The following is a 20949-nucleotide window of genomic DNA, read 5'->3' as shown; positions in this document are numbered from 1 at the left end:
TTTTCGCCCCAGAAATCCCGATTATGTCAAAGCCGAAGCCCGCTCCGTTGCCCTCCGGCACGGTGGTGGGCGGGTACCAGATCATCAAGAAACTGGCAGCCGGTGGGTTTGGCGTGGTCTATCTCGCCGAAGACGCCGAGCGGCATCTGGTGGCCCTCAAGGAGTACCTTCCATCGTCGCTGGCCGAGCGCTCGCCCGGCGAGCTGACGCCGCGCGTGAAGCCTGAGAAGCAGCCGCTGTACCGCCTGGGGTTGAAGAGCTTCTTCGAGGAAGGCCGCTCGCTCGCGCAGATCTCGCACTCGAGCGTGGTCTCGGTGCTGAACTTCTTCCGCGAGAACGAAACCGTCTACATGGTGATGAACTACCTGCAGGGCGACACGCTGCAGGATTTCATCGTCACCGCGCGCGATCTCAAGCGCGACAAGGTATTTCGCGAGTCCACCATCCGCTCGCTGTTCGACGAGATCCTGCGCGGCCTGCGCATCGTGCACCAGCACAAGATGCTGCACCTCGACATCAAGCCGGCGAACATCTTCATCACCAACGACAACAAGGCAGTGCTGCTCGACTTCGGCGCGGCGCGCGAAGTGCTGAGCAAGGAAGGCAATTTCATCCGCCCGATGTACACACCCGGCTTCGCCGCACCCGAGATGTACCGCCGCGACGGCACGCTGGGGCCCTGGACCGACATCTACGCGATCGGCGCCTGCATCTACGCGTGCATGCAGGGCTATCCGCCCAACGATGCGCCGCAGCGCATCGAGAAGGACCGCCTCGCGCTGTCGCTCTCGCGGCTGCGCAACGTCTACTCCGACAACCTCATCGAAGTCACCGAGTGGTGCATGTCGCTGGATCCGCTGTCGCGGCCGCAAAGTGTCTTCGCGCTCCAGAAGGAATTGGCGCGCGAGACCGAGCGCCGCTACACCAAGTTGAGCTTCAGCGAGCGCCTGAAGCTTCAGCTTGAGAACCTGACCAGCGCCAAGGCATGAGATTCTCGGTTTACCAAGTGAGCCGCAAGGGCGGCCGCGAGAAGAACGAAGACCGCATGGGCTATTGCTACACGCGGGATTCGGGCCTGTTCGCGCTGGCCGACGGCATGGGCGGCCATCCCGAAGGCGAGGTCGCGTCGCAGCTCGCGCTGCAGACGCTGGCCGCGATGTTCCAGCGCGATTCCAAGCCCACGCTGAGCGACCCGCTGCGCTTCCTGCACGACGCCATCATCGCCGGCCACCACCAGTTGCTGCGCTACGCCACGCAGAAGTCGCTGATCGACACGCCGCGCACGACGGTGGTCGCCTGCGTGCTGCAGGGCAATGCCGCGTACTGGGCGCATTGCGGTGACTCGCGGCTGTACATGGTGCGCGGCGACAAGCTGATCGCCCGCACGCGCGACCACTCGTATTCCGAACTGCAGGAGACGCTGTCGCAGGTCGTGCCGATGGGCGAGCGCTTCAACCGCAACGTCCTGTTCACCTGTCTGGGAAGTCCCGGCAAGCCGGTCGTCGACACCGTGGGACCGCTTCTGCTGCAGCCGGGCGACCGCCTGCTGCTGTGCTCCGACGGTCTCTGGGGCAGCGTCAGCGATGCGGTGATCACCGAGCAGCTCGCGAAGAACGCGATTCCCGATGCGGTGCCCGAGCTCGTCGAGCAGGCGCTGCGCAACGGCGGCCCCAAGAGCGACAACGTCTCGGTGCTCGCCATGGAGTGGGAGAGCGCCGAGGACAGCGATTCGGTCACCGGCATCTCCACGCAGACCCTGGGCGAAGAGGTATTCGCCTCGACCATCCAGGCCAGCGTGATGGGGCAGCAGGACGTGCCCGATGAACTTGACGACGCCGAGATCGAGCGCTCGATCAAGGAAATCAACGAGGCCATCCGGCGCTCGTCGCAAAAGAAATCCTGAGGACAACCCGATGAGCTTTCAACGCACGCAGGGCCGTGCAGCCGACGCATTGCGCCCCGTCACGATCACCCGCCGCTACACCAAGCACGCCGAGGGCTCGGTGCTCGTCGAGTTCGGCGACACCAAGGTGCTGTGCACCGCGTCCGTCGAGGACAAGGTGCCGCCCTTCATGCGCGGCAACGGCACCGGCTGGCTCACCGCCGAATACGGCATGCTGCCGCGCTCGACGCATACGCGAAGCGACCGCGAAGCCGCGAAGGGCAAGCAGAGCGGTCGCACCCAGGAGATCCAGCGCCTGATCGGCCGCTCGCTGCGCTGCGTGTTCGATCTCGCCGCCCTCGGCGAGCGAACCATCGCGCTCGATTGCGACGTCATCCAGGCCGACGGCGGCACGCGCACCGCGGCGATCACCGGCGCCTTCGTCGCTGCGCACGATGCGGTCAGCTGGCTGATGTCGCAAGGCGTGCTCGTCAGGTCGCCGGTGCGCGACTTCGTCGCCGCGGTGTCGGTCGGCATCGTCGAGGGCATGCCGCTGCTGGACCTCGAGTACGTCGAGGACTCGGCCTGCGGCACCGACATGAACGTCGTGATGACCGGCAGCGGCGGCTTCGTCGAAGTGCAAGGCACGGCCGAGGGCGTGCCGTTCAGCCGCGACGAGATGGCGCGCCTGCTGCAACTTGCCGACAAGGGCATTCGCGAGCTGGTCGCCGCGCAGCGCGAGGCGCTGGCATCGTGACGTGATGAGACTGGTCCTCGCCTCGAACAACGCGAAGAAGCTCGCCGAGCTGCAGGCGCTGTTCGCGGCCTTGCCGATCGATCTGGTCACGCAGGGCTCGCTCGGCATCGACGAGGCCGAGGAGCCGCACATCACCTTCGTCGAGAACGCCCTGGCCAAGGCGCGACATGCGGCGCGACGCGCGCGTTCGGCCGCCATCGCCGACGACTCCGGACTGTGCGTCGATGCCATCGGCGGTGCGCCCGGCGTGCGCTCGGCACGCTATGCCACGCTCGCCATCGCCGGCGGGGCTCGGGAGGACATGCGGGCGATGCAGGACGCGGCCAACAACCGGCTGTTGCTCGAGCGCATGGATGGCGTCGCCGACCGCCGCGCGCGCTTCGTGAGCGCCCTGGTGGCCGTGCGCTCGGCCGAGGACCCCGAGCCGCTCGTCGCGCTCGGGCGCTGGCACGGCACCCTCCTCGAGGCGCCTCGCGGAACCGGCGGCTTCGGCTACGACCCTCTGATGTTCATCGCGCCCCTCGACCGCACGGTGGCCGAGCTCGACGCCGAAGTGAAGAACCGGCACAGCCACCGCGCGATCGCCTCGCAGCAGATGCTCGCGCTGATGCGCGAGGTCTGGCACCTTGGCTGAGATTCCGATCACGCCCGCTGTCACGGCGGGCAGCGCGTCACCCGGCGAGGTTCTGGCGCGCTACACGCGCCCCGGCACGCTGACGCTCGGCGCACTGCCGCCGCTGGCGCTCTACGTGCACCTGCCGTGGTGCCTGAAGAAGTGTCCGTACTGCGACTTCAACTCGCACGAGGCGAGCGCCGGCGTGCCGCAGACGCGCTACCTAGACGCGCTGCGCGCCGACCTCGAGGCGGCGCTGCCGTTCGTCTGGGGGCGCCGCGTGCACAGCATCTTCATCGGCGGCGGCACGCCCAGCCTGTTCTCCCCGCAGAGCATCGAAGCGCTTCTGGCCGATGTGCGCGCGCGATTGCCACTGGAGCCGGCCTGCGAGATCACGCTGGAGGCCAACCCCGGCACCTTCGAGCGCGACCGGTTTCGCGGCTACCGGCAGGCCGGCGTCACGCGGCTGTCGGTCGGCGTGCAGAGCTTCGACGACGGCAAGCTGCAGGCGCTCGGCCGCGTGCACGACGCGGCGCAGGCCAGGGCCGCACTGGAGGAGGCCGCGCGCACCTTCGACACCTTCAATCTCGACCTGATGTATGCGCTGCCCGGTCAGACGCTGGACGAGCTGCGATCCGACCTGCAGCAGGCGCTGGCCTTCGCGCCGCCGCACCTGTCGATCTACCACCTGACGATCGAGCCGAACACCTTCTTCGCCAAGCATCCGCCGCGGTTGCCCGACGACGATCTGGCGTCCGACATGCTGGACCTGATTGCCGGGCAGACGTCGGCCGTCGGTCTGGAGCGCTACGAGGTTTCGGCGTTCGCGCGGCCAGGCCATCGCTGCGTGCACAACCTCAACTACTGGCAGTTCGGCGACTACCTGGGTATCGGCGCAGGCGCGCACTCCAAGATCAGCTTTGCGCATCGCATCGTGCGGCAGATCCGCTACCGCGATCCGGCGAAGTACATGGCGCAGGCGCTCGCCGGCGCCGCCGTGGCGCAGGACGAAGAGGTGGCGCGCGAGCAGCTGGCGTTCGAGTTCATGCTCAACACGCTGCGGCTGAAGGGCGGGTTCGAGCTGGCCCGCTTTTCCGAGCGCACAGGCCTGCCGCTGAGCGCGATCCAGCGTCCCTTGCAGGAGGCCGAGGAGCGCGGCTTGATCGAACGCGACTGGCAATGGGTGAAGCCCACGGCGCGCGGCTTCGACTTCCTGACCGATCTGCAGTCGCTGTTCCTGTAGCTACGAACGCTTCTTCTTCGGATGCAAGGTCATGCGCGAGCGATCCAGCTCATCGCGCAGCCAGCGCCTGAACAGCATCAGCGGCGCCCAGTCGCGCAGCGCCGGCGGGTACGCGAGGTGATAGCTGTAGCTCTCCTCGTAGGTGATCGACAGGTCCGACAGCTTCACGAGCCGGCCGTCGCAGAGTGCATCGGCGGCGAGCAGCTCGCGCGCGAGCGCGAGCCCGAGGTTCTGCTCCGCGGCCTGCAGCATCAGGCCGGCATCGTTGAAGGTGGCCACCGGGGTCACGTGGATGCGCAGGCCGGCGGCGGTGAACCACAGCGACCAGAGGTCGGTGTCGCCGAGCAGCGGCTCGCGCGCCAGGGCCTCCGGCTGCGCGCCGAGCAGGCGGCGCGCCGCGGTCGGGGAGCCGACGAGGATGTGCGGAATGGGGGCGTCGAACAGCCGCTCCGATTCGACCCCCGGCCAGCGGCCGTGGCCCTGGCGGATGGCGGCGTGGAAACCGTCGCGCTGCAGGTCGATGAGCTGCTGGGATGCATCGATCTCGAGGGCGAGCTGCGGATGGCGCTCGCGCCAGCGGCCCATGCGCGGCAGCAGCCAGCGCTGCGCGAATGACGGCAGGGTGGTCACGCGCAGGCGCTGCGCCGATCCGCTGGCCGCGGCCGCCGCGGCTTGCACGCCGTCATCGAGTTGAGCGAGCGCGGGCTCCACGCTGCGCAGCAGGGCCTCACCGGCGGCATTGAGCACGACGCGGCGGCCCCGCCGCTCGAACAGGTCGAATCCGAGCTGCTCCTCCAGCCCACGGATCTGCTGGCTGACCGCGCTGTGCGTGAGATGCAGGCTTTCCGCGGCAGCGCGCAAGTTCTGAAGCTTCGCGACGGTGCGGAAGGCGGGCAGGGCGTGCAGCGGCAATCGAGCCATGCTGGTAAGCATAACTGACCAATGTGGCCAGAACAAGTCGCTTCCTCGGCGAGCGTTGGGCTCATATGCTTACCAGCACCAATGCTCAACGACCGGAGATCACCATGACGACCGCACCGTGCACCACGACGCTTCGCCTGTCGCGCCCGCTGCCCGAACGTGTTCTGGACCGGATCACGCAGATGCTTCGCGGCGCCGCATCGGCCTGGCGCGCCCACGCGGAGCGCCGCCGCGCCGAGCGCGAGTTCGAAGCGGTCGCGCAGCTCAACGAGACGATGCTGCGCGACATCGGCGCGCCGAGCTGGATGGTGGCCCAGGCCGCGGCCCGGCGCGACGTGCACGAGATGAGGATGTTCGAGCTGCAGTTCAGCCGCGACATCGATCGGCTGCACGGGCTGAAGTGACCCGTCGCAGGGATCCGCGCGCTCACACGCGATTGGTCGACATCCCCGCGGTGCTGCGCAGCCTTTCGATCAGCTTGGGCGCCATCTGCGACAGCGGCAGCACCTCGTGCGCCGCGCCGGCGGCGATGGCTTCGCGCGGCATGCCGAACACGACGCAGCTCGCCTCGTCCTGGCAGTAGTTGTAGCTGCCGGCGTCGCGCATCTCCTTCATCGCCTTGGCGCCGTCGGCGCCCATGCCGGTCAGCATCAGCGCCAGCGCATTCGGCCCGACGACCCGCGCGGCCGACTTGAACAGCACCTCGACCGACGGCTTGTGCCGGTTGACCGGCTCGCCGTCCTGCACGCGCGCGACGTAATTGGCGCCGCTGCGCTCGACGCTGAGGTGCAGTCCGCCGGGGGCGATGTACGCATGGCCGGGAAGGATGCGCTCGCCGTCGCGCGCTTCGGCGACGCGGATCTTGCACAGCCCGTTCAGGCGCGCCGCATAGCTCTTGGTGAAGCCGGGCGGCATGTGCTGCGTGATCACCACGGCGGGCGCGTCGGGCGGCAGGTTGACGAGCACTTCCTTGGTCGCTTCGGTGCCGCCGGTGGATGCGCCGATGAAGATGATCTTCTCGGTCGACAGCCGGCCGAGCATGGCGGGCGGCGCGACCGGCGCGGCGGGGCTGGCCCCTTCGGCGGCAGGCGACGCGACGACCAGGCGGCGCAGGTGTGCCTTCGCCGCGATGCGGACCTTGTCGGTGATGTCCTGGGCGAGCAGCCGCAGGCCGTCGGCGACGCCGATCTTCGGCTTGGCGACGAAGTCGACCGCGCCCAGCTCCAGCGCTCGCAGCGTGACGTCGGCGCCGCGCTCGGTCAGTGTCGAGACCATCACCACCGGCATCGGCCGAAGCCGCATCAGCTTGCTCAGGAAGTCGATGCCGTCCATGCGCGGCATCTCGACATCGAGTGTGATGACGTCGGGGTTCAGCGTGCGGATCATCTCGCGTGCCACGTACGGGTCGCTGGCCGCGCCCACGCACTGCATGTCCGGTTGGCGGTTGATGATCTCGGTGAGCAGGCTGCGCACGAGCGCCGAGTCGTCGACGACGACGACGCGGGTCTTGGCATTGCTGTCTCGTGCTCCCATGGCGACTTTCCTCAGAACAGGTCGACCGATCCGCCGCCGGTTGCCGCCGGCACGGCGCGCTGCGCGGCAGCGCGGTCCTGCGCGACCAGCGCCTCGGCGTTGGTCGGCGCGAGCCGCTTCACCATCGCCTTGCCGCTGGCGGGCAGGAAGCACACCTTGCGCGGATAGACATCCATCACGTCCTTCGACAGGATGGGGATGCGCTCGGTCTTCAGGTAGTCCATCACGAATTGCGTGTTGCGCTCGCCGACGTTCATCGAATTCATGCCGCTGATCACCTGCCCGCCGCCGAAGACCTTGGCCTCCATGCTCCCCCGCGAGGCGCCGCGCTTCATCATCTCGTTGATCAGCAGTTCCATCGCATACGAGCCGTAGCGTCCCGAGTCGCCTGCGCCCTCGGGCAGCATGAAGTGGTTCATGCCGCCGATGCGCGCCTGGCGGTCCCACAGGCAGGCGGCGATGCACGACCCGAGCGTCGTCATGATGAGGATGTCCTCGTGGTGCACGAAGTACTCGCCCGGCAGGATCTTGACCGCGTCGTTGCTGAAGTGGGCGTCGTAGAAGAAGAACGAGGCCTCGCCCGGCTTGCGCGGCTGTGCCTTGAGCTGATCCAGTCGCGGCGTGGAGGAGAGGATGCTTGCCACGCTCACACCCGCTCGTAGATCGTCTTGCCGCGCAGGCGGAACAGGTCGCGCGCCTCGGTGAAGTTTTCCGAGTGGCCCACGTAGAGCATGCCGCCCGGCTTCATCACGCGATGGATGCGCTCCAGCACGCGGCGCTGGGTCGGCGCATCGAAATAGATCATGACGTTGCGGCAGAACACGATGTCGAACCCTTCGCCGAACGACCACTGCGACGCCATCAGGTTGTGGGCGCGGAACTGGACGAGCTTGGCGAGCTCGGGCTTGACGCGGATGAAGCCGCTGTTCGCGCCCTTGCCGCGCAGGAAGTGCTGGCGCAGCCGCTGCGGATTCAGCCCGCGCGAGTCCGCTGCGTAGACGCCGCGCGCCGCGGTGGCCAGCACCTTGGTGTCGATGTCGCTCGCGAGGATGTCGGCGCCATGGCCGCCGCCGAGCGCCTCGGCGACCGTCATGGCAATCGAGTACGGCTCCTCCCCGGTGGAGGCCGCGTTGCACCAGATGCGCAACGGCCGCGCGCTGCGTGCCTTCAGGTCGCGTGCGAGCTCGTGAAAGTGATGCTCCTCGCGGAAGAACGAGGTCAGGTTGGTCGTGAGGCAGTTGACGAACTCCTGCCACTCCTGCTCGCCCGCGGCGCCGCCCGGCTGCTCCAGCCATTGCAGATAGCTGGCGAACGAGCGGTGCCCGGTGTCGCGCAGGCGGCGCGACAGGCGGCTGTACACCATCGCCTGCTTGCCGGCATGCAGGCTGATGCCGGCGCGCTGGTAGATGAGCTGTCGCACACGCTCGAAGTCGGCAGCCCCGAAACTGAACTCCTGCTCCGCGGCATCGACCCTCACGAGCGGGGCGTTGGCGGAAGCGAGCACAGCGGTCATGGAGGACTCCGGGGGAACTGCGAGGCGGGGCACATCCCGCAGTGCGGGTCACTGTGGATATCGGCCTCAGTGTGATGGCCTTGAGCGGTTCACGAGCCGTCGAGTTAAACGTGAAACACAGCACAGTTCCCACTGGGCAGCCGGCACCGCGCTGCTAGACTGGATCGGTGGACTTTCCCGCTTGACCGTGTCGGCTCAACCCGCCAGACAGCCTAAGCCTGCGCCGAAGCTGAGGCTTCAGACGGCTTTGCAGCTCCTTTCGCAGGCGGGGCATGCGCTGCCGGCCGATGCTCCGCAAGGCACGCTGCCCTGGCTGCAGGCGGTGATCGACGGCCTGTGCGACCTTTCCAGCCGCGACGCGCTCACCGGCCTGTCGAACCGGCGCCAGTTCGAGCTGGCCATCGCCCGCGAGATCGACCGCGTGGCGCGAGCCGGCGAGCCGGCGCTGGTGCTGATGATCGACATCGACCACTTCAAGCGCATCAACGACACCCACGGGCACGCGGCCGGCGACGAAGTCATCCGCTCCATCGGCCAGGCGCTGGTCGACTGCGTGCGCCCGATGGATACCGTGGCCCGCTTCGGCGGCGAGGAGTTCGCCGTCATCCTGCCCAACTGTCCCCCCGCCTTCGGGCTCACGGTGGCCGAGCGCATCCGCCTGAAGGTGCAGCGCCGTTCCATCACCGTGGCCCAGGGCGTGGACGTGGCGGTGACCATCAGCATCGGCGGTGCGTTCGCGCCGCAATGGGTTCGCTCGTCGGCGACGCTCTGGATCGAGCGTGCCGACCAGCAGCTCTACCGCGCCAAGGCGGAAGGCCGCAACCGCGCCTGCCTCGAGCAGCCGGTGGTGTCGCAGGTGAGCGCGGAGGAGAAGGGGCTGTTGTTCGGCCATTCCCAATACCAGGACATCGAATGACGAATCCAGGCGCCACGCCGGCCAGTGGCCGCGCCCGCATCACCGCGATCACCAGCGGCAAGGGCGGCGTCGGCAAGACATTCATGGCGGCCAATGTCGCCGCCGCGCTGGCGCGGCGCGGCGAGCGGGTGCTGGTGCTCGACGCGGATCTCGGCCTGGCCAATCTCGACGTGGTCCTGAACCTCTACCCCAAGCTCACCTTGCACGATGTCTTCACCGGCAAGGCCCAGCTCGAGGATGCCATCCTGCCGGCGCCGGGCGGCTTCTCGGTGCTGCTGGCGGGCTCGGGGCTGGTGGAGTATTCGCGCCTCACGCCGGAGGTGCGCGAGCAGCTGCTGGCGGTGATCCAGAAGGTGGCTCCGCGCTTCGACCGGATCCTGCTCGACACGGGTGCCGGCATCTCCGATGTCGTGCTCTACGCGGTGTCGCTGGCCGACGAGGTGATGGTGATCGCCACACCCGAACCCACCTCGCTGACCGACGCCTACGCGACGATCAAGGTGCTGGCGAGCCAGCAGCAGCGCCGCGTCATCCAGCTGATCGTCAACCAGGCCAGTCGCCTCGGGGAAGGGCGTGTCATCCGGGGCCAGCTCCAGCAGGTCGTCGACCGCTTCGTCAGCAACGGCACCGACACGCCGCTGAAGCTCGAGCTGGCCGGCGAAGTGCCCAGCGACGCGTCGGTGCGCGAGGCCGTGCAGCGCCGCCAGCTGCTGCTCGAAGCCTTTCCCGGTTCCGCAGCCGCCAAGGCGGTCGGCGCCATCGCGGAGAAGCTCCGACCATGAGCGCGGAAGAATCGGGCAGCCAGGCGGCGACGCCCTTCGAAAGGCTGGGCGGAGAGCAGAAGGTGCGCGCCCTGGTCGACCACTTCTACGACCTGATGGACCTCGAGCCCGCCTACGCCAAGCTGCGGGCCCTGCATCCCGCCGAGTTGCACGGCTCGCGCGACAAGCTGTTCTGGTTCCTGTGCGGGTGGCTCGGCGGGCCATCGCACTACGTCGACCGCTTCGGCCATCCGATGCTGCGGGCGCGCCACCTGCCGTTTTCCATCGGGATCGCCGAGCGCGACCAGTGGATGGCGTGCATGAAGCAGGCGATGCACGAGCTGCGCATCGACGAGTCGCTGGCCGAGCGGCTGGCGGCGGCGTTCTTCAACACGGCCGACTGGATGCGCAACCGCGGCGGCTGAAGGTCCTCAGAGCGTCTGCAGCCCTTCCCCGCGCAGCCCCACCAGCAGCGCCCTGCCGTCCGCGTCGACCCGGAACTCGCCGTACTTCGCCCGCTCCCAGCGGCGCTCCTCGCCCTCGGCGAAGAACCATGCGTCGGTGACCACGGTCCAGCGGCCGTCCTTCGGGGTCAGCTCGATCAGCATCTCGTCGGGCGATCGCGCGCCACCGGTGTCGAGCCGAAGCAGGGTGGCAACGCCGCGCGCATCGCGCCGGGCCACCAGGCGGGGCCGCGCGCCCGTGACCACGCCCTCCAGCTGCTGCTCCACCTCGGACGGCACGCGGAAGTTCAGGCGCATGTAGTCGCCCTGCATCAGCGAGCGCGGGTCGACCGGCGCCAGCTCGATGAACACCGGCTGGCCATGCGCGATGAGCTGCTGCTTCTGCCAGATGCCGGTGTTGGCCACCGCCAGCACGGCGAGTGCCGTCATCGCGATGCCCGCTCGCGCGCGACGATCCGAGCGCGGAATCGATGCCGAGGCGGCGCTCCGATCGCGCCGCATCGAGGCCCAAGCGGCTGCGGCCAGCGCAGCGCCGGCCGCGGTCAGCACGAGCGCCTTCGTGGCCAGCGGCCAGGCGAGCTGGTAGTAGAACGCGCCGACGATCCACGCGCAGGTCAGCGCGGCGGCAGCGGCGAGCCGCAGGCGCTGCGTGATGGCGCACACCGCCAAGGCGAGCAGCGACGCACCCAGCGCCGGCATGAACGCGGCGAGTCCGATCAGCACCAGCGCGGTGGCCGCAACCAACGGCCGCCGCACGCTGCGCCAGGCCGACGCGACGCGCCACGCCGCGGCCGCGGCCAGGGCCGCGGACAGCGCCTGCATGGCGACGGCGGACGCGGGCCGCCGCGGCAGCGAAGCGACTTCGCGCGCGATGTCGGCGGCGGCGCCGCCTGCGCTTGCGCCGACCAGAAAGCTCATGCCCGACCACCATGCCAGGCCGGCGAGCGCGGCGAGCAGCCAGCCCGCGGCCAGCGATTCGATCGCCGCCGCGACGCGCGCGGGCGCGTGGCGTTGCGCCACCATCGCGACGGCCCAGGCGGCAAGGACGATGTGCCAGGCAAGCCAGAAGCGCAGGTGTCCGAGCGGCGAGAAGACGGCCCGTTCGGGCACGCAGGCGATGGCGATCAGCACCGCGGCGGCCGCGCCGAGCAGCACGCGCAGCCAGGGCCGAGGCAGCAGCAGCGCGACCCCGATCGCGACGAGCGCCAGCAGGGCCGCGCCGCCCTGCGTGTCGAGATCGCGGAACAGGCCGAAGGCCAGTGCGCCGCCGCCGACGATGAGCGCCGGCACCGCCAGCTGCTCGAAGAAGGCGGGCACCTCGCGGGCGCGCAGCACGACCACGGCCGCGGCCAGCATCAGCGCTCCGACGATGTACGGTCCGGCGCTGCGGCTGAGCACGTCGCCGAGCAGCAAGCCCACGACGCCGATCAGCGGCACGGCGGCAAGCCAGGCGCCCAGCGCGGTCAGCAGCACCACCGGCCACGGCCGCGATTCGGGGCGGGACAGCACGGCGTCCGGGGGCACCAGGCCCTGCTCGCGAGCGGCCTGCATGACTGCGTGCAGACGGTGGACGTTCATGCCGACCCCTCCTGCTCCGCAGCGCGGCGCGAGAGCTTGAGGATGACGCTCACCGTGGCGGCGAGCAGGCCGGCGGCCGCCAGGCCGACGAGCAGCAGCGGAGCGACCCAGTCGCCTCGATGGTCCTCGAACACCATGCGGGCGAGTCCGGCGACGAGCAGCGTGTCCAGCCCGAGGGCGACGGCGCTCAGCCCGTAGACGTCGCCCCAGCGACGCGTCGCGAGCGCCGCCGCGGCGATCGCGAACAGCCCCAGTCCCCATGCGTAGTGCGGCGCGACTTCGCGATGGAACAGGCCGCCCAGCGCCGTGCTCGCGACCAGCACCACCCACAGCGTGAATCCGGTGCGCAGCGACCACAGGCCCGCACCACTGAAGCGGCGCAGCGGCGCCGCCAGCGCCGTGAGCAGCGCGGCGGCGAGCAGCCAGCCGACGAGATGGGCGCGCAGGTCGTCCGGCTCGACGCGCCAGCGGTGGCCGGTGTGCGCCTGCACCCACAGGGCGATCGCGGTCAGCGCGATCAGCACCCAGGGCGTCCACAGCACGTCGCTGCGCACGGCGATGGCCAGCGGCAGCGTGAGCAGTGCCCACAGCGCGAAGAGCTGCCACGCGTCGGCGCCGGTCTGGTAGGTCTGGCCGAAGTAGGCGAACAGCGCACCGGTGGCCAGCAGCGCCAGCAGCGACAACGGAACGCGGGCGGCAGGCCGCCACAGCGCGCCGACGCACATCACCGCCAGAAAGGACTGCAGCAGCGCGAAGCGGCCCCAGCGCCCCATGGCATCCCAGTTCGCCGCGATCCAGAAGACGATGCCCAGTCCGCCGAGCGCAGCGCCGAGCACGGCGATGACGCGCGGCAGCGTCGCTGCGAGCGACGCGGGTTCCTCGTCCAGCCCGGCCAGTCGCTGCAGGCGGCTCGACGCCCCGGCATCGAGGCCTTGCTGCATGGCGAGTTCGTACAACGCGAGCCTCAGGTCCATCCGCATCCCCCTCCGTCAGTGGAACTGCCGCGATCGTAGCGATGCGCTTCGCGTGCGCACGCGGCGGCGCGGCGGGTTCCGCAAGGCGTTGCCGTGGGTGCTATCGCCCGGTACCGGGAAGATTCCTGGCCGCGAGGGATCGCAGGGCGGCAGACGGAGCGGACCGCCGCTCGCGGTCATCCCGTGTGAAACACCTGCTCCATGAACGCCCAGTGCTCCCCGGCGGCCCGGCTCGCCAGCGGCACCTGGCAAGGCCCGCACAGCTTCCACCATCGCTGTGTCTCGGGATCGGCGGCGATGAACGCCATGTCGGCCGCGAAGTCGCTGCCGTGATATTCCCAGTAGCCGAAGAGCAGGTTTTCCGGCTCGCGCAGGAAGATCGTGTAGTTGCGGATGTTCGCCTGCTCGATGCGCTGCAGCACCGCCGGCCAGGCGTCGGCGTGCAGCGCCTTGTACTCGGCGATCTTCTCGGGGCGGATGCCGATCATCATGCCCATGCGTTGCATCGTGGCTCCTTTTCAGCGGACGCGCTCGCCGCCGGATTCGTCGAAGACATAGGTCGAGGCCGGGGAGAAGCTCACCCCGAGCCGTCCGCCGTCGGCGCGCTCGAAGTCCTTGGGCCCTTTCACCGTGAGCATCTGGCCGCCCAGGTCCAGCGTGATCAGCGTGTGGTCGCCGATCAGCTCCACCGTGTAGATGCGCCCCTCCAGCGTCGCCGCACCGGCGCCCGCCACGCGGCAATCCTCCGGCCGCACGCCGACGACGGCTTGCGCGAGGCTGGCGCGCGTGGCGGTCGGCACGTCCAGGCCGGCGAGCCGGCCGTCGACCAGCGATCCGCGCAGGAAGTTCATCGACGGCGCGCCGATGAAGCCGGCGACGAACAGGTTCGCGGGGTCGTTGTAGATGCGCGCGGGCGTGTCCAGCTGCTGCAGCACGCCGCGCTCCAGCAGCGCAACGCGGTGTGCCAGCGTCATCGCCTCGATCTGGTCGTGCGTGACGTAGATCGTGGTCACGCCCAGCTGCTGCTGCAGGTGCTTGAGCTCGGCACGCATGTGGCCGCGCAGCTTCGCGTCGAGGTTGGACAGCGGCTCGTCCATCAGGAACACCGCCGGGCGGCGCACCATCGCTCGTGCCAGCGCGACACGCTGGCGCTGTCCGCCCGAGAGCTGGCGCGGATAGCGCTCGAGCAGCGCGTCGAGCTGCACCTGCCGGGCCACCCGCAGCACCTGCGCGCGCTGCTCGTCCTTGGCGACGCCGCGCACGTCGAGCGGGTAGGCGACGTTCTCCGCCACTGTCTTGTGCGGGTACAGCGCATACGACTGGAACACCATCGCGACGTCGCGGTTCTTCGGCAGCACGTCGGTGACATCGCGTTCGCCGATCAGCACGCGTCCGCTCGTGGCCGACTCGAGTCCCGCGAGGATGCGCAGGGCGGTCGTCTTGCCCGAGCCCGACTCGCCGAGCAGCACGACGAACTCGCCGGGCTGCACGGCGAGGTCGAAGTCGCGCAGCACGTCGACGTCGCCGAAACGCTTGGCGACGCGGTCGAAGCGAACGGGCACGGCTGAACTCATCCTTTCACCGCTCCCACCAGCAAGCCGCGCGCGATGAAGCGCTGCAGGAACAAGGTCACCAGCATCACCGGCACGATCATCAGCAGGATCAGGACGCTCATCGTCCACCACTGCGGCCCGCGCGTCGCGTTCTGCGCGGCGACCAGCAGCGGCATGGTCTGGGCGTGCGCCGTCGACAGGAAGAGGGCGAGCAGGTACTCGTTCCACGCGAGGATGAGCACCAGCAGCGTCGTCGCGACCAGGCCGGGACGTGCCAGCGGCAGCATGAGGTCGAAGAAGATGCGAAAGCGCGAGGCGCCGTCGAGCGCGGCGCTCTCCTCCAGCTCGCGCGGAATCCCGTCGAAGAAGTCCACCATCAGCCAGATGACGATCGGCAGGTTCACCGTCATGTACGCCACGATCAGCGCGAGGTGCGTGTCGAGCAGGCCGATGCGCTGGAACATGAGGTAGATCGGGATGGCCGACACCACCGGCGGCAGGATGCGCTGCGACACGATCCAGAACAGGATGTCGTCGTTGCCGAGGTGCGAGCGGAAGCGCCGCTGCAGCGGACGCAAGGCGACGAGAAAGACTACCAGCGCCGCCGCCAGCGACCACCACAGCGACAGGCCCGCGCCGAGCACCAGCGTCACCGTCAGCGCGAGGCTGGCGAGCAGCAGCAGCACCGACGCGACCGTGGGCCGGTACGCGATACGCGACAAGCCGTAGGCGGCCATCGAGCCGACCAGGCTGCACAGGACGGTGGAGGCGGTGGCGACGATCAGCGAGTTGACGTAGGGCCGCAATGTGTCTGCGCCCGTCGTCACCAGCACGTAGCGCCAGGCATCGAGCGAAGGCGCGAAGTCGACGAAGGGCAGGTACAGCGGACCTCCGAAGACCTGCACCGGTTGCTTGAACGAGGTGATCGCCACCCAGTACAGCGGGAAGAACACCACCAGGCTCCACAGCAGCAGCGCGCCGTAGACGGCGAGCTTGCCGGCCGTCGACAGCTCGCCCGGGCGAGACGCTTGCAGCAGCGTCATCGCGGCCCTCGCGCCGGTCGCACCACGAACTGGAAGAAGCTCACGGTGCTCACGGTGGCCACGAACAGCAGCATGTAGGCCACCGCCGCCGATCCGCCGAGATTGAGGGTCCGCCAGTCGATGAAGGCATGCAGGGTCATGCTTTCGGTGGCGATGCCCGGCCCGCCGTTGGTCAGCACGTTGGGCAGGTCGACGATCTTGAAGCCCTCGATCAGCCGGATCAGCACCAGCGCGGCCGCGGTCGGCGCGATGCCGGGCCAGGTGATGTCGCGGAACACGCGCCACGACGATGCGCCGTCGAGCTGGGCAGCCTCGACCTGCTCGCGAGACTGGCCTTCGACGGCCGCGAGCAGCACGATGAACATGAACGGTGTCCATTGCCACGCGTCGGACAGCAGAACCACCCAGCGCGCAGACCAGGCGTCCTGCGCCCAGGTCAGGGCACCCATGCCGAACCAGCGCGCCAGCGGGGCGAGCGGTCCCACCGACATGTCGGCCAGCATGCGGAAGGTGTAGGCCACGCCGACCGGCGTCACCATCAGCGGCAGGAAGAAGCTCAGGCGAAAGAAGTCGCGGCCGCGGATGTTCTGCGCGCAGAGCATGGCCAGGCCCAGTCCCAGGGCGAACTGCAGCGCGGTGCCGCCGACCACGTAGAACAGCGTCGTCAGCATCGAGCCCGGCTGCCCGCCGCGTCCGCCGGTCGCGATGACCAGCATCGCGAGCACCATCGTGAACGTGGCCGCGAGCAGGCGGCCGCACCAGCCGGCGATGCCGATGCGGCCCGGCGCGAGGCGCTGCAGCAGCAGCGCGAGGGCGACCAGCGACAGGGCCACGCCGCCGAGCCAGGCGAACCACGGCACATCGGCGGCCTCGATGAGCGCCGCGGCGCGGGCCTGGAACGGCCCCAGCGGGGCGAGCAGCGTCGCGGCCAGCAGGCAGCCCAGCGCGCCGGCCGAGCCCGCGGTCCAGCGGCGGGCATCCGGCAGTCCGCGCATCGAGCGCACGAAGCCTGCGCCGAACAGCGCCACCACCAGCGCCAGCACCGGGCCGCCCCACACGGGCAGCTCGCCCTGAGTGCCGAGAAAGTGGTACTGCTGCGAGCCGAGCAGCAGCCTGCGGTAGTTCAGCGCACCGATGAAGGCGAGGTCGACACCACCGGCCTGCAGCGAGAAGCGCGACACCGACAGCAGCGCCGAGACGCCGAGCGGGAAGATCGAGAACGCCAGCACCACCGCCACCGCCGGGGCGATGAACAGGCGGCCGGACTGCTCGTCGATCCAGTCCCGCCAATGGCCGCTCTTCACTGGGCGCCGATGCTGGCGCGGTACGCGGCCTGCTGCTTGGCCTTGCCGACCTCCGCGGTGATCTCGTTCCACGCCTCCTCGATCGTCTTCATCGTCGCCTTGGTGTCGATCTCGCCGGCCAGGTAGCGCGCGAGCGCGGTGTCCAGCGCCACTTGCTGGTAGCGCTGGTTGAACGGGATGCGCAAGTCCAGCACCATGTTCGGCGAGTTCAGCGACTCCTGGATGGCGCCGAGGTAGTCCTTGGCCGCCTTCTCGGACATGCCCGCCTTCTTCCACTGCGTCAGGTCCTTGAACTGGCTGACGCGGTAGGGGTTGAAGCCGGTCGCGCCGATGGTGACGTCGACGTTCGACTGCTCCGGTTGAGACAGGTAGGAGATCAGCGCGTAGGCCGCGTCCTTCGACTTCGGCTTAGCCTTCGCGTTGATGCCGCCCGACCAGCCGCCGAAGGCGGCGAAGGGTGCGCGGTTGACGCCGTTGACCGCGTGCGGGCAGCGCTGTGCATTGCATTCGACCAGCTTGCCGCTCGCACGGTCGAGCACCTGCCGCGAGCCGGGCAGCATGAGCGCGCCGACCTTGTCGATGACCTTCGAGGTCTTGGCGTCGATGGCCAGCGGGCCGATGTCGCCCCAGTCGACCGTCAGCGCGCACTGGCCGGTGATGAAGAGGTTGCGGGTGTCGCCGACGTCGAGGTTGATCTCGTTCGGCGGCCCGTACTTGGTGGTCTCCTTGTAGATCTCCAGCGCGCGGGCGAAGGCGTCGTTGTTGACCAGCGGCTTCATCGTCGCCGGGTCGAAGAAGGCGCCTTCGCGCGTGCCCTTGGCCTGCAGGAAGGCGCCGGCCACCGACGTGATCATCCAGTACGACTGCGCGCCTCGCTTCTTGGCGATGCACGAGCCCGCCACCGGCTTGCCGTCGCCGAAGTCCTTGCCGTGCGCCGCCTTCGCGATGTCGAGGTAGTCGTCCCAGGTCTGCGGGGGCTGCTTGCCGAGCTTTTGCAGGATGTCGCTGCGGTAGTAGGCCATCTGGAAGTCGCCGTCCAGCGTGACCATGTAGGTCTTGCCGCTGTACTTCTGCGAGAAGTCGCGGAAGAAGGGCGCGATGTCATCCTCCTTGAGCTTGCCGTCCTTGGCCACGCGCGGCGACAGGTCCTCGAGGTAGCCGGGCGTCACGTAGTCGGGCATCCACTGCGGGGCGAACAGGGCGGCGTCGATCGAGTTGGTGCCGGAAGCCCAATCGGTCAGCAGCTTCTGGTACAGGTCGGAGAAGGGCACCGTGATGACGTTCACCTTGGCGCCGGTGGCCGCCTCGAACTCCTTGCCGCGGCGCTGCAGCGGCTCGGCGATCTGCGGACCGGTGAAGGTCATCACGTTCAGCGTGACGCCCTCGAAAGGCTTGGCCTGGGCCGCGGCCTGCTGCGACAGCGTGGCGGCGGCGAGCGCCCAGAGACTGCGTGAGAGAGTGCTTGTCATCGTCTGTCTCCTCGTTCGAAATGTCATGGCAGGGGAGCGTGAGGCGCAATGAGGCCGCGCTGCTGCAGCGTGGTCCAGAGCGAGCGCGGGATGTCCAGCGCGGCCCAGCCGAGGATCTGCTGCAGCTCGGCCTCGCTGCGTGCGCCCGGGATGCACGAGACCACGGCGGGGTGCGCCAGCGGGAACTGCAGCGCGGCGGCCGCCAGCGGCACGCCGAACTCCTCGCAGGACTGGTGCAGCCGATGCACGCGTTGCAGCACGTCGTCCGGCGCGTCGGCGTAGTCGAACTTCGCGCCGGCGCGTGCGCCGGTCACCAGGACGCCGGAGTTGAAAGGCCCGCCCACGATCACGCCGACGGCGCGCTCCACGCATCGATCCAGGAAGGGCGTGAGCGCGCCCTGCTCCAGCAGGGTGTAGCGGCCGGCCAGCAGCACGCAGTCGAGATCGGCATGCTCCATCGCGTCGAGCACGACCGGCCATTCGTTGACGCCCAGGCCGATCGCGCCGACCAGACCCTCGCGGCGCAGCGCCTCGAGTTCGCGCAGGCCGCCGCCCTCGGTGAGCTGCTGCCAATAGCGATCGTGCAGGGCACCGTGCGTGTAGCGGCCGATGTCGTGCACCAGCGCGATGTCGATGCGGTGCGTGCCCAGCCGCTGCAGACTGTCCTCGATCGAGCGGCGCACGGCGCCCGCGGTGTAGTCGAACACCGGCTCGAACGGCAGCGGTTGCACCCAGCCGGCGGTGCTGGCGACGGCGGCGCCTTGCGCCACCGGACGCAGCAGCCGGCCGACCTTGGTCGACAGGGTCCAATCGCCGCGCGGCTGCACGCGCAGCGCTTCACCGAGCCGGTGCTCGGCCAGGCCGTGGCCGTAGAACGGGGCGGTGTCGAAGAAGCGCAGCCCGGCGTTCCAGGCGGCGGCGAGCAGGTGCCGCGCGTCGGCGTCATCGACCTTCGCGTACAGGCTGCCGATGGGCGCGGTGCCCATGCCGAGCACCGTCAACGCGTGGCCGGTCCGGGGCAGATGGCGGATGTCGGTGGGATTCATCGGTTGCTGCGCTCCGGTCTTGTCGGCTGCGGGGGGATGTGCCATATTGGTCCAAAGGCCTGACCATTGGGCCGCACGAACTCTATTTCCACGGTTTGCGGGTGTCAACTCAGTCCATGTCAGAGCCGAGGCTGCAGCCTATCGAACCGCGGCGCCTCTACCGGCACATCGCCGAGGTGATCGCGCGCCACATCGACGCCGGCGAATTCCCGCCCGGCACGCTGCTGCCGCCCGAGCGCGAGCTGGCGCAGCAGCTCGGTGTCAGCCGCGCGTCGGTGCGCGAAGGGCTGATCGCGCTCGAGGTGCAGGGACGGGTGTCGGTTCGTGTCGGCAACGGTGTCACCGTGCTGCCACCGCCGACGGCGGCACAACGTGCCGTGGTGGCGGCCATGCCGGCGAGCGATTGGCCCGAGGTCGGGCCGCTCGACGTCGTCGAGGCGCGCCGCATCATCGAAGCCGAAACGGCCGCGCTGGCCGCCGCCCGGATCACCGACGCCGATCTCGTGCACCTCGAGGCCACGCTGCAAGGCATGGAGCAGGGTCACGTCAAGGGCGAGACGCACTCGCCGCAAGACCGGCACTTCCACCTGCAGATCGCCCGCATCAGCGGCAACCAGGCGCTGGTGCAGATGGTCGCGACGCTGTGGGACCAGCGCCGATCAAGGCTGTTCGCGGCTTTCGAGGAGCACTTCGTGACGCCGGCGCTGTTCGATGACACGAACCGCGATCACCGGCGCATCTTCGAGGCGCTGAAGGCGCGCGATCCGAAGGCGGCACGGGTGGCGATGCGGCAGCACCTGAACCGGGTGCATCGCGAGTATTCGCGGGCGTTGTGATGGGGCAAGGTTGCTCTCCACCAGAGAGCCACAGGGACACAGAGCATCTGCAGGAAACAGAGTCTTGCTCTGAATCTCTATGTCTTTGTGGTGAAGAACCCGGCTCGCCGTTGGCCTCTAGGCCTGAACCGACCCGCCCCGCAATCCCCGCTCGGTCGAGCCGACCGGCGAATACAACGCCGGCACGTCGCGCGGCATCAGCACCTCGATCGCGCGATCGAGGGCCGCGGTGGCGCGGGCCAGCGACTCGCGCTGGGCGGCGACCTGCCCGCTCGCGCTGGCCAGGCGACGCCGCAGGACGGGCGGCACGGCGCCGCGGCGCGCGGCATGGGTGAAGTGCTCCACCGCGCGCGCGAGCGCCCGGTGCAGTTCGGTGGCGTGATGGTCGATGCCGGGCGCATCGCGCGTGCGCAGCGCCTCGCCGAGGGCGACGAGGTGCGACTCGACGGCGGCCATCGTGGTCTCGAGCGCCGGATCGATCGGCTGCTCGGCTTGCATCGGAATCGGCTGGGTCATGGAGCGTTGCACCGGAGAGGGATGCAC

At 69.3% G+C, this 20949-nt stretch carries 23 protein-coding genes; 10 read left to right on the top strand and 13 right to left on the bottom strand.

Going from position 1 to position 20949, the window contains the following annotated elements; genetic code table 11:
• The first annotated feature begins 23 nt into the window (after positions 1 to 23).
• Genes P7V53_RS20060 through hemW form a run of 5 tightly spaced genes read left to right on the top strand, consistent with a single transcriptional unit; the run spans position 24 to position 4495 of the window.
• Positions 24 to 989 carry a serine/threonine-protein kinase gene (locus P7V53_RS20060; RefSeq protein ID WP_280151280.1) on the top strand — a complete coding sequence of 322 codons (966 nt, stop codon included), beginning with the start codon at positions 24 to 26 and terminating at the stop codon, positions 987 to 989.
• Positions 986 to 1903, top strand: coding sequence for a serine/threonine-protein phosphatase (locus tag P7V53_RS20055; protein WP_280151279.1), 918 nt, complete (start codon positions 986 to 988; stop codon positions 1901 to 1903). The genes P7V53_RS20060 and P7V53_RS20055 overlap by 4 nt, the downstream gene beginning before the upstream one ends.
• A gap of 10 nt (positions 1904 to 1913) precedes the next feature.
• Entirely contained in the window at positions 1914 to 2639 is a 726-nt protein-coding gene (rph, locus tag P7V53_RS20050) for a ribonuclease PH (RefSeq protein WP_280151278.1), read from the top strand.
• A gap of 4 nt (positions 2640 to 2643) precedes the next feature.
• The gene (gene rdgB / locus P7V53_RS20045) at positions 2644 to 3273 is read left to right on the top strand and encodes an RdgB/HAM1 family non-canonical purine NTP pyrophosphatase (RefSeq protein WP_280151277.1); all 630 of its coding nucleotides are present in this window, start codon (positions 2644 to 2646) and stop codon (positions 3271 to 3273) included.
• A 1-nt stretch (position 3274) separates the two neighbouring features.
• Positions 3275 to 4495, top strand: coding sequence for a radical SAM family heme chaperone HemW (gene hemW / locus P7V53_RS20040; RefSeq protein ID WP_280156563.1), 1221 nt, complete (start codon positions 3275 to 3277; stop codon positions 4493 to 4495).
• On the opposite strand, the gene P7V53_RS20035 is transcribed toward hemW, so the two are convergent.
• Complete coding sequence (locus P7V53_RS20035; protein WP_280151276.1) at positions 4496 to 5428, bottom strand: LysR substrate-binding domain-containing protein; 933 nt, start codon at positions 5426 to 5428, stop codon at positions 4496 to 4498.
• Positions 5429 to 5520: 92 nt separating this feature from the next.
• On the opposite strand from P7V53_RS20035, the gene P7V53_RS20030 reads away from it, so the two are divergent.
• A complete protein-coding gene (locus P7V53_RS20030; protein WP_280151275.1) occupies positions 5521 to 5820 on the top strand; it encodes a hypothetical protein in 300 nt (99 codons plus the stop codon).
• Between the two features lie 22 nt (positions 5821 to 5842).
• Here P7V53_RS20030 and P7V53_RS20025 read toward each other — a convergent pair whose 3' ends face one another.
• The 3 genes from P7V53_RS20025 to P7V53_RS20015 are packed head-to-tail and all read right to left on the bottom strand — an operon-like array spanning position 5843 to position 8462.
• Positions 5843 to 6949, bottom strand: coding sequence for a chemotaxis response regulator protein-glutamate methylesterase (locus P7V53_RS20025; RefSeq protein WP_280151274.1), 1107 nt, complete (start codon positions 6947 to 6949; stop codon positions 5843 to 5845).
• Positions 6950 to 6960: 11 nt separating this feature from the next.
• Positions 6961 to 7599, bottom strand: a complete 639-nt coding sequence (cheD, locus tag P7V53_RS20020) for a chemoreceptor glutamine deamidase CheD (RefSeq protein WP_280151273.1) — start codon at positions 7597 to 7599, stop codon at positions 6961 to 6963.
• Positions 7596 to 8462 (bottom strand): CheR family methyltransferase, encoded by an 867-nt coding sequence (locus tag P7V53_RS20015; protein WP_280151272.1) that lies wholly within the window; start codon positions 8460 to 8462, stop codon positions 7596 to 7598. The genes cheD and P7V53_RS20015 overlap by 4 nt, the downstream gene beginning before the upstream one ends.
• Before the next feature lie 247 nt (positions 8463 to 8709).
• On the opposite strand from P7V53_RS20015, the gene P7V53_RS20010 reads away from it, so the two are divergent.
• The 3 genes from P7V53_RS20010 to P7V53_RS20000 are packed head-to-tail and all read left to right on the top strand — an operon-like array spanning position 8710 to position 10564.
• Positions 8710 to 9378: a GGDEF domain-containing protein gene (locus tag P7V53_RS20010; RefSeq protein WP_348273440.1), complete on the top strand. Its 669-nt coding sequence runs from the start codon at positions 8710 to 8712 to the stop codon at positions 9376 to 9378.
• The gene (locus tag P7V53_RS20005) at positions 9375 to 10160 is read left to right on the top strand and encodes a MinD/ParA family protein (protein ID WP_280151271.1); all 786 of its coding nucleotides are present in this window, start codon (positions 9375 to 9377) and stop codon (positions 10158 to 10160) included. Before P7V53_RS20010 ends, P7V53_RS20005 begins: the two co-directional genes overlap by 4 nt.
• Entirely contained in the window at positions 10157 to 10564 is a 408-nt protein-coding gene (locus P7V53_RS20000; RefSeq protein WP_280151270.1) for a group II truncated hemoglobin, read from the top strand. The genes P7V53_RS20005 and P7V53_RS20000 overlap by 4 nt, the downstream gene beginning before the upstream one ends.
• A gap of 6 nt (positions 10565 to 10570) precedes the next feature.
• Here P7V53_RS20000 and P7V53_RS19995 read toward each other — a convergent pair whose 3' ends face one another.
• From P7V53_RS19995 to P7V53_RS19960, 8 genes are all read right to left on the bottom strand, one after another.
• Positions 10571 to 12181 (bottom strand): GDYXXLXY domain-containing protein, encoded by a 1611-nt coding sequence (locus P7V53_RS19995; RefSeq protein WP_280151269.1) that lies wholly within the window; start codon positions 12179 to 12181, stop codon positions 10571 to 10573.
• Entirely contained in the window at positions 12178 to 13155 is a 978-nt protein-coding gene (locus P7V53_RS19990) for a DUF2157 domain-containing protein (RefSeq protein ID WP_280151268.1), read from the bottom strand. Before P7V53_RS19990 ends, P7V53_RS19995 begins: the two co-directional genes overlap by 4 nt.
• 176 nt (positions 13156 to 13331) lie before the next feature.
• Entirely contained in the window at positions 13332 to 13661 is a 330-nt protein-coding gene (locus tag P7V53_RS19985; protein ID WP_280151267.1) for an L-rhamnose mutarotase, read from the bottom strand.
• 12 nt (positions 13662 to 13673) lie between these two features.
• Positions 13674 to 14717: an ABC transporter ATP-binding protein gene (locus tag P7V53_RS19980; RefSeq protein ID WP_280151266.1), complete on the bottom strand. Its 1044-nt coding sequence runs from the start codon at positions 14715 to 14717 to the stop codon at positions 13674 to 13676.
• Positions 14718 to 14725: 8 nt separating this feature from the next.
• Complete coding sequence (locus tag P7V53_RS19975; RefSeq protein WP_280151265.1) at positions 14726 to 15751, bottom strand: carbohydrate ABC transporter permease; 1026 nt, start codon at positions 15749 to 15751, stop codon at positions 14726 to 14728.
• The gene (locus tag P7V53_RS19970) at positions 15748 to 17055 is read right to left on the bottom strand and encodes a sugar ABC transporter permease (protein WP_280151264.1); all 1308 of its coding nucleotides are present in this window, start codon (positions 17053 to 17055) and stop codon (positions 15748 to 15750) included. Before P7V53_RS19970 ends, P7V53_RS19975 begins: the two co-directional genes overlap by 4 nt.
• Entirely contained in the window at positions 17052 to 18524 is a 1473-nt protein-coding gene (locus P7V53_RS19965; RefSeq protein WP_280151263.1) for an extracellular solute-binding protein, read from the bottom strand. Before P7V53_RS19965 ends, P7V53_RS19970 begins: the two co-directional genes overlap by 4 nt.
• Positions 18525 to 18547: 23 nt before the next feature.
• Entirely contained in the window at positions 18548 to 19570 is a 1023-nt protein-coding gene (locus P7V53_RS19960) for an aldo/keto reductase (protein ID WP_280151262.1), read from the bottom strand.
• A gap of 116 nt (positions 19571 to 19686) precedes the next feature.
• Here P7V53_RS19960 and P7V53_RS19955 point away from each other — a divergent pair, with 116 nt between their 5' ends.
• Entirely contained in the window at positions 19687 to 20406 is a 720-nt protein-coding gene (locus tag P7V53_RS19955) for a FadR/GntR family transcriptional regulator (protein WP_280151261.1), read from the top strand.
• Between the two features lie 117 nt (positions 20407 to 20523).
• Here the strand turns inward: P7V53_RS19955 and P7V53_RS19950 are convergent, their stop codons facing one another.
• Complete coding sequence (locus P7V53_RS19950) at positions 20524 to 20922, bottom strand: hypothetical protein (protein WP_280151260.1); 399 nt, start codon at positions 20920 to 20922, stop codon at positions 20524 to 20526.
• Positions 20923 to 20949 lie beyond the last annotated feature (27 nt).

Source organism: Piscinibacter sp. XHJ-5 (assembly GCF_029855045.1).
In the GTDB taxonomy this organism is placed as follows: Bacteria; Pseudomonadota; Gammaproteobacteria; order Burkholderiales; family Burkholderiaceae_C; genus Albitalea.
Note: the sequence above shows the minus strand (reverse complement) of the source record. Positions and strands in the feature narration are given on the sequence as shown.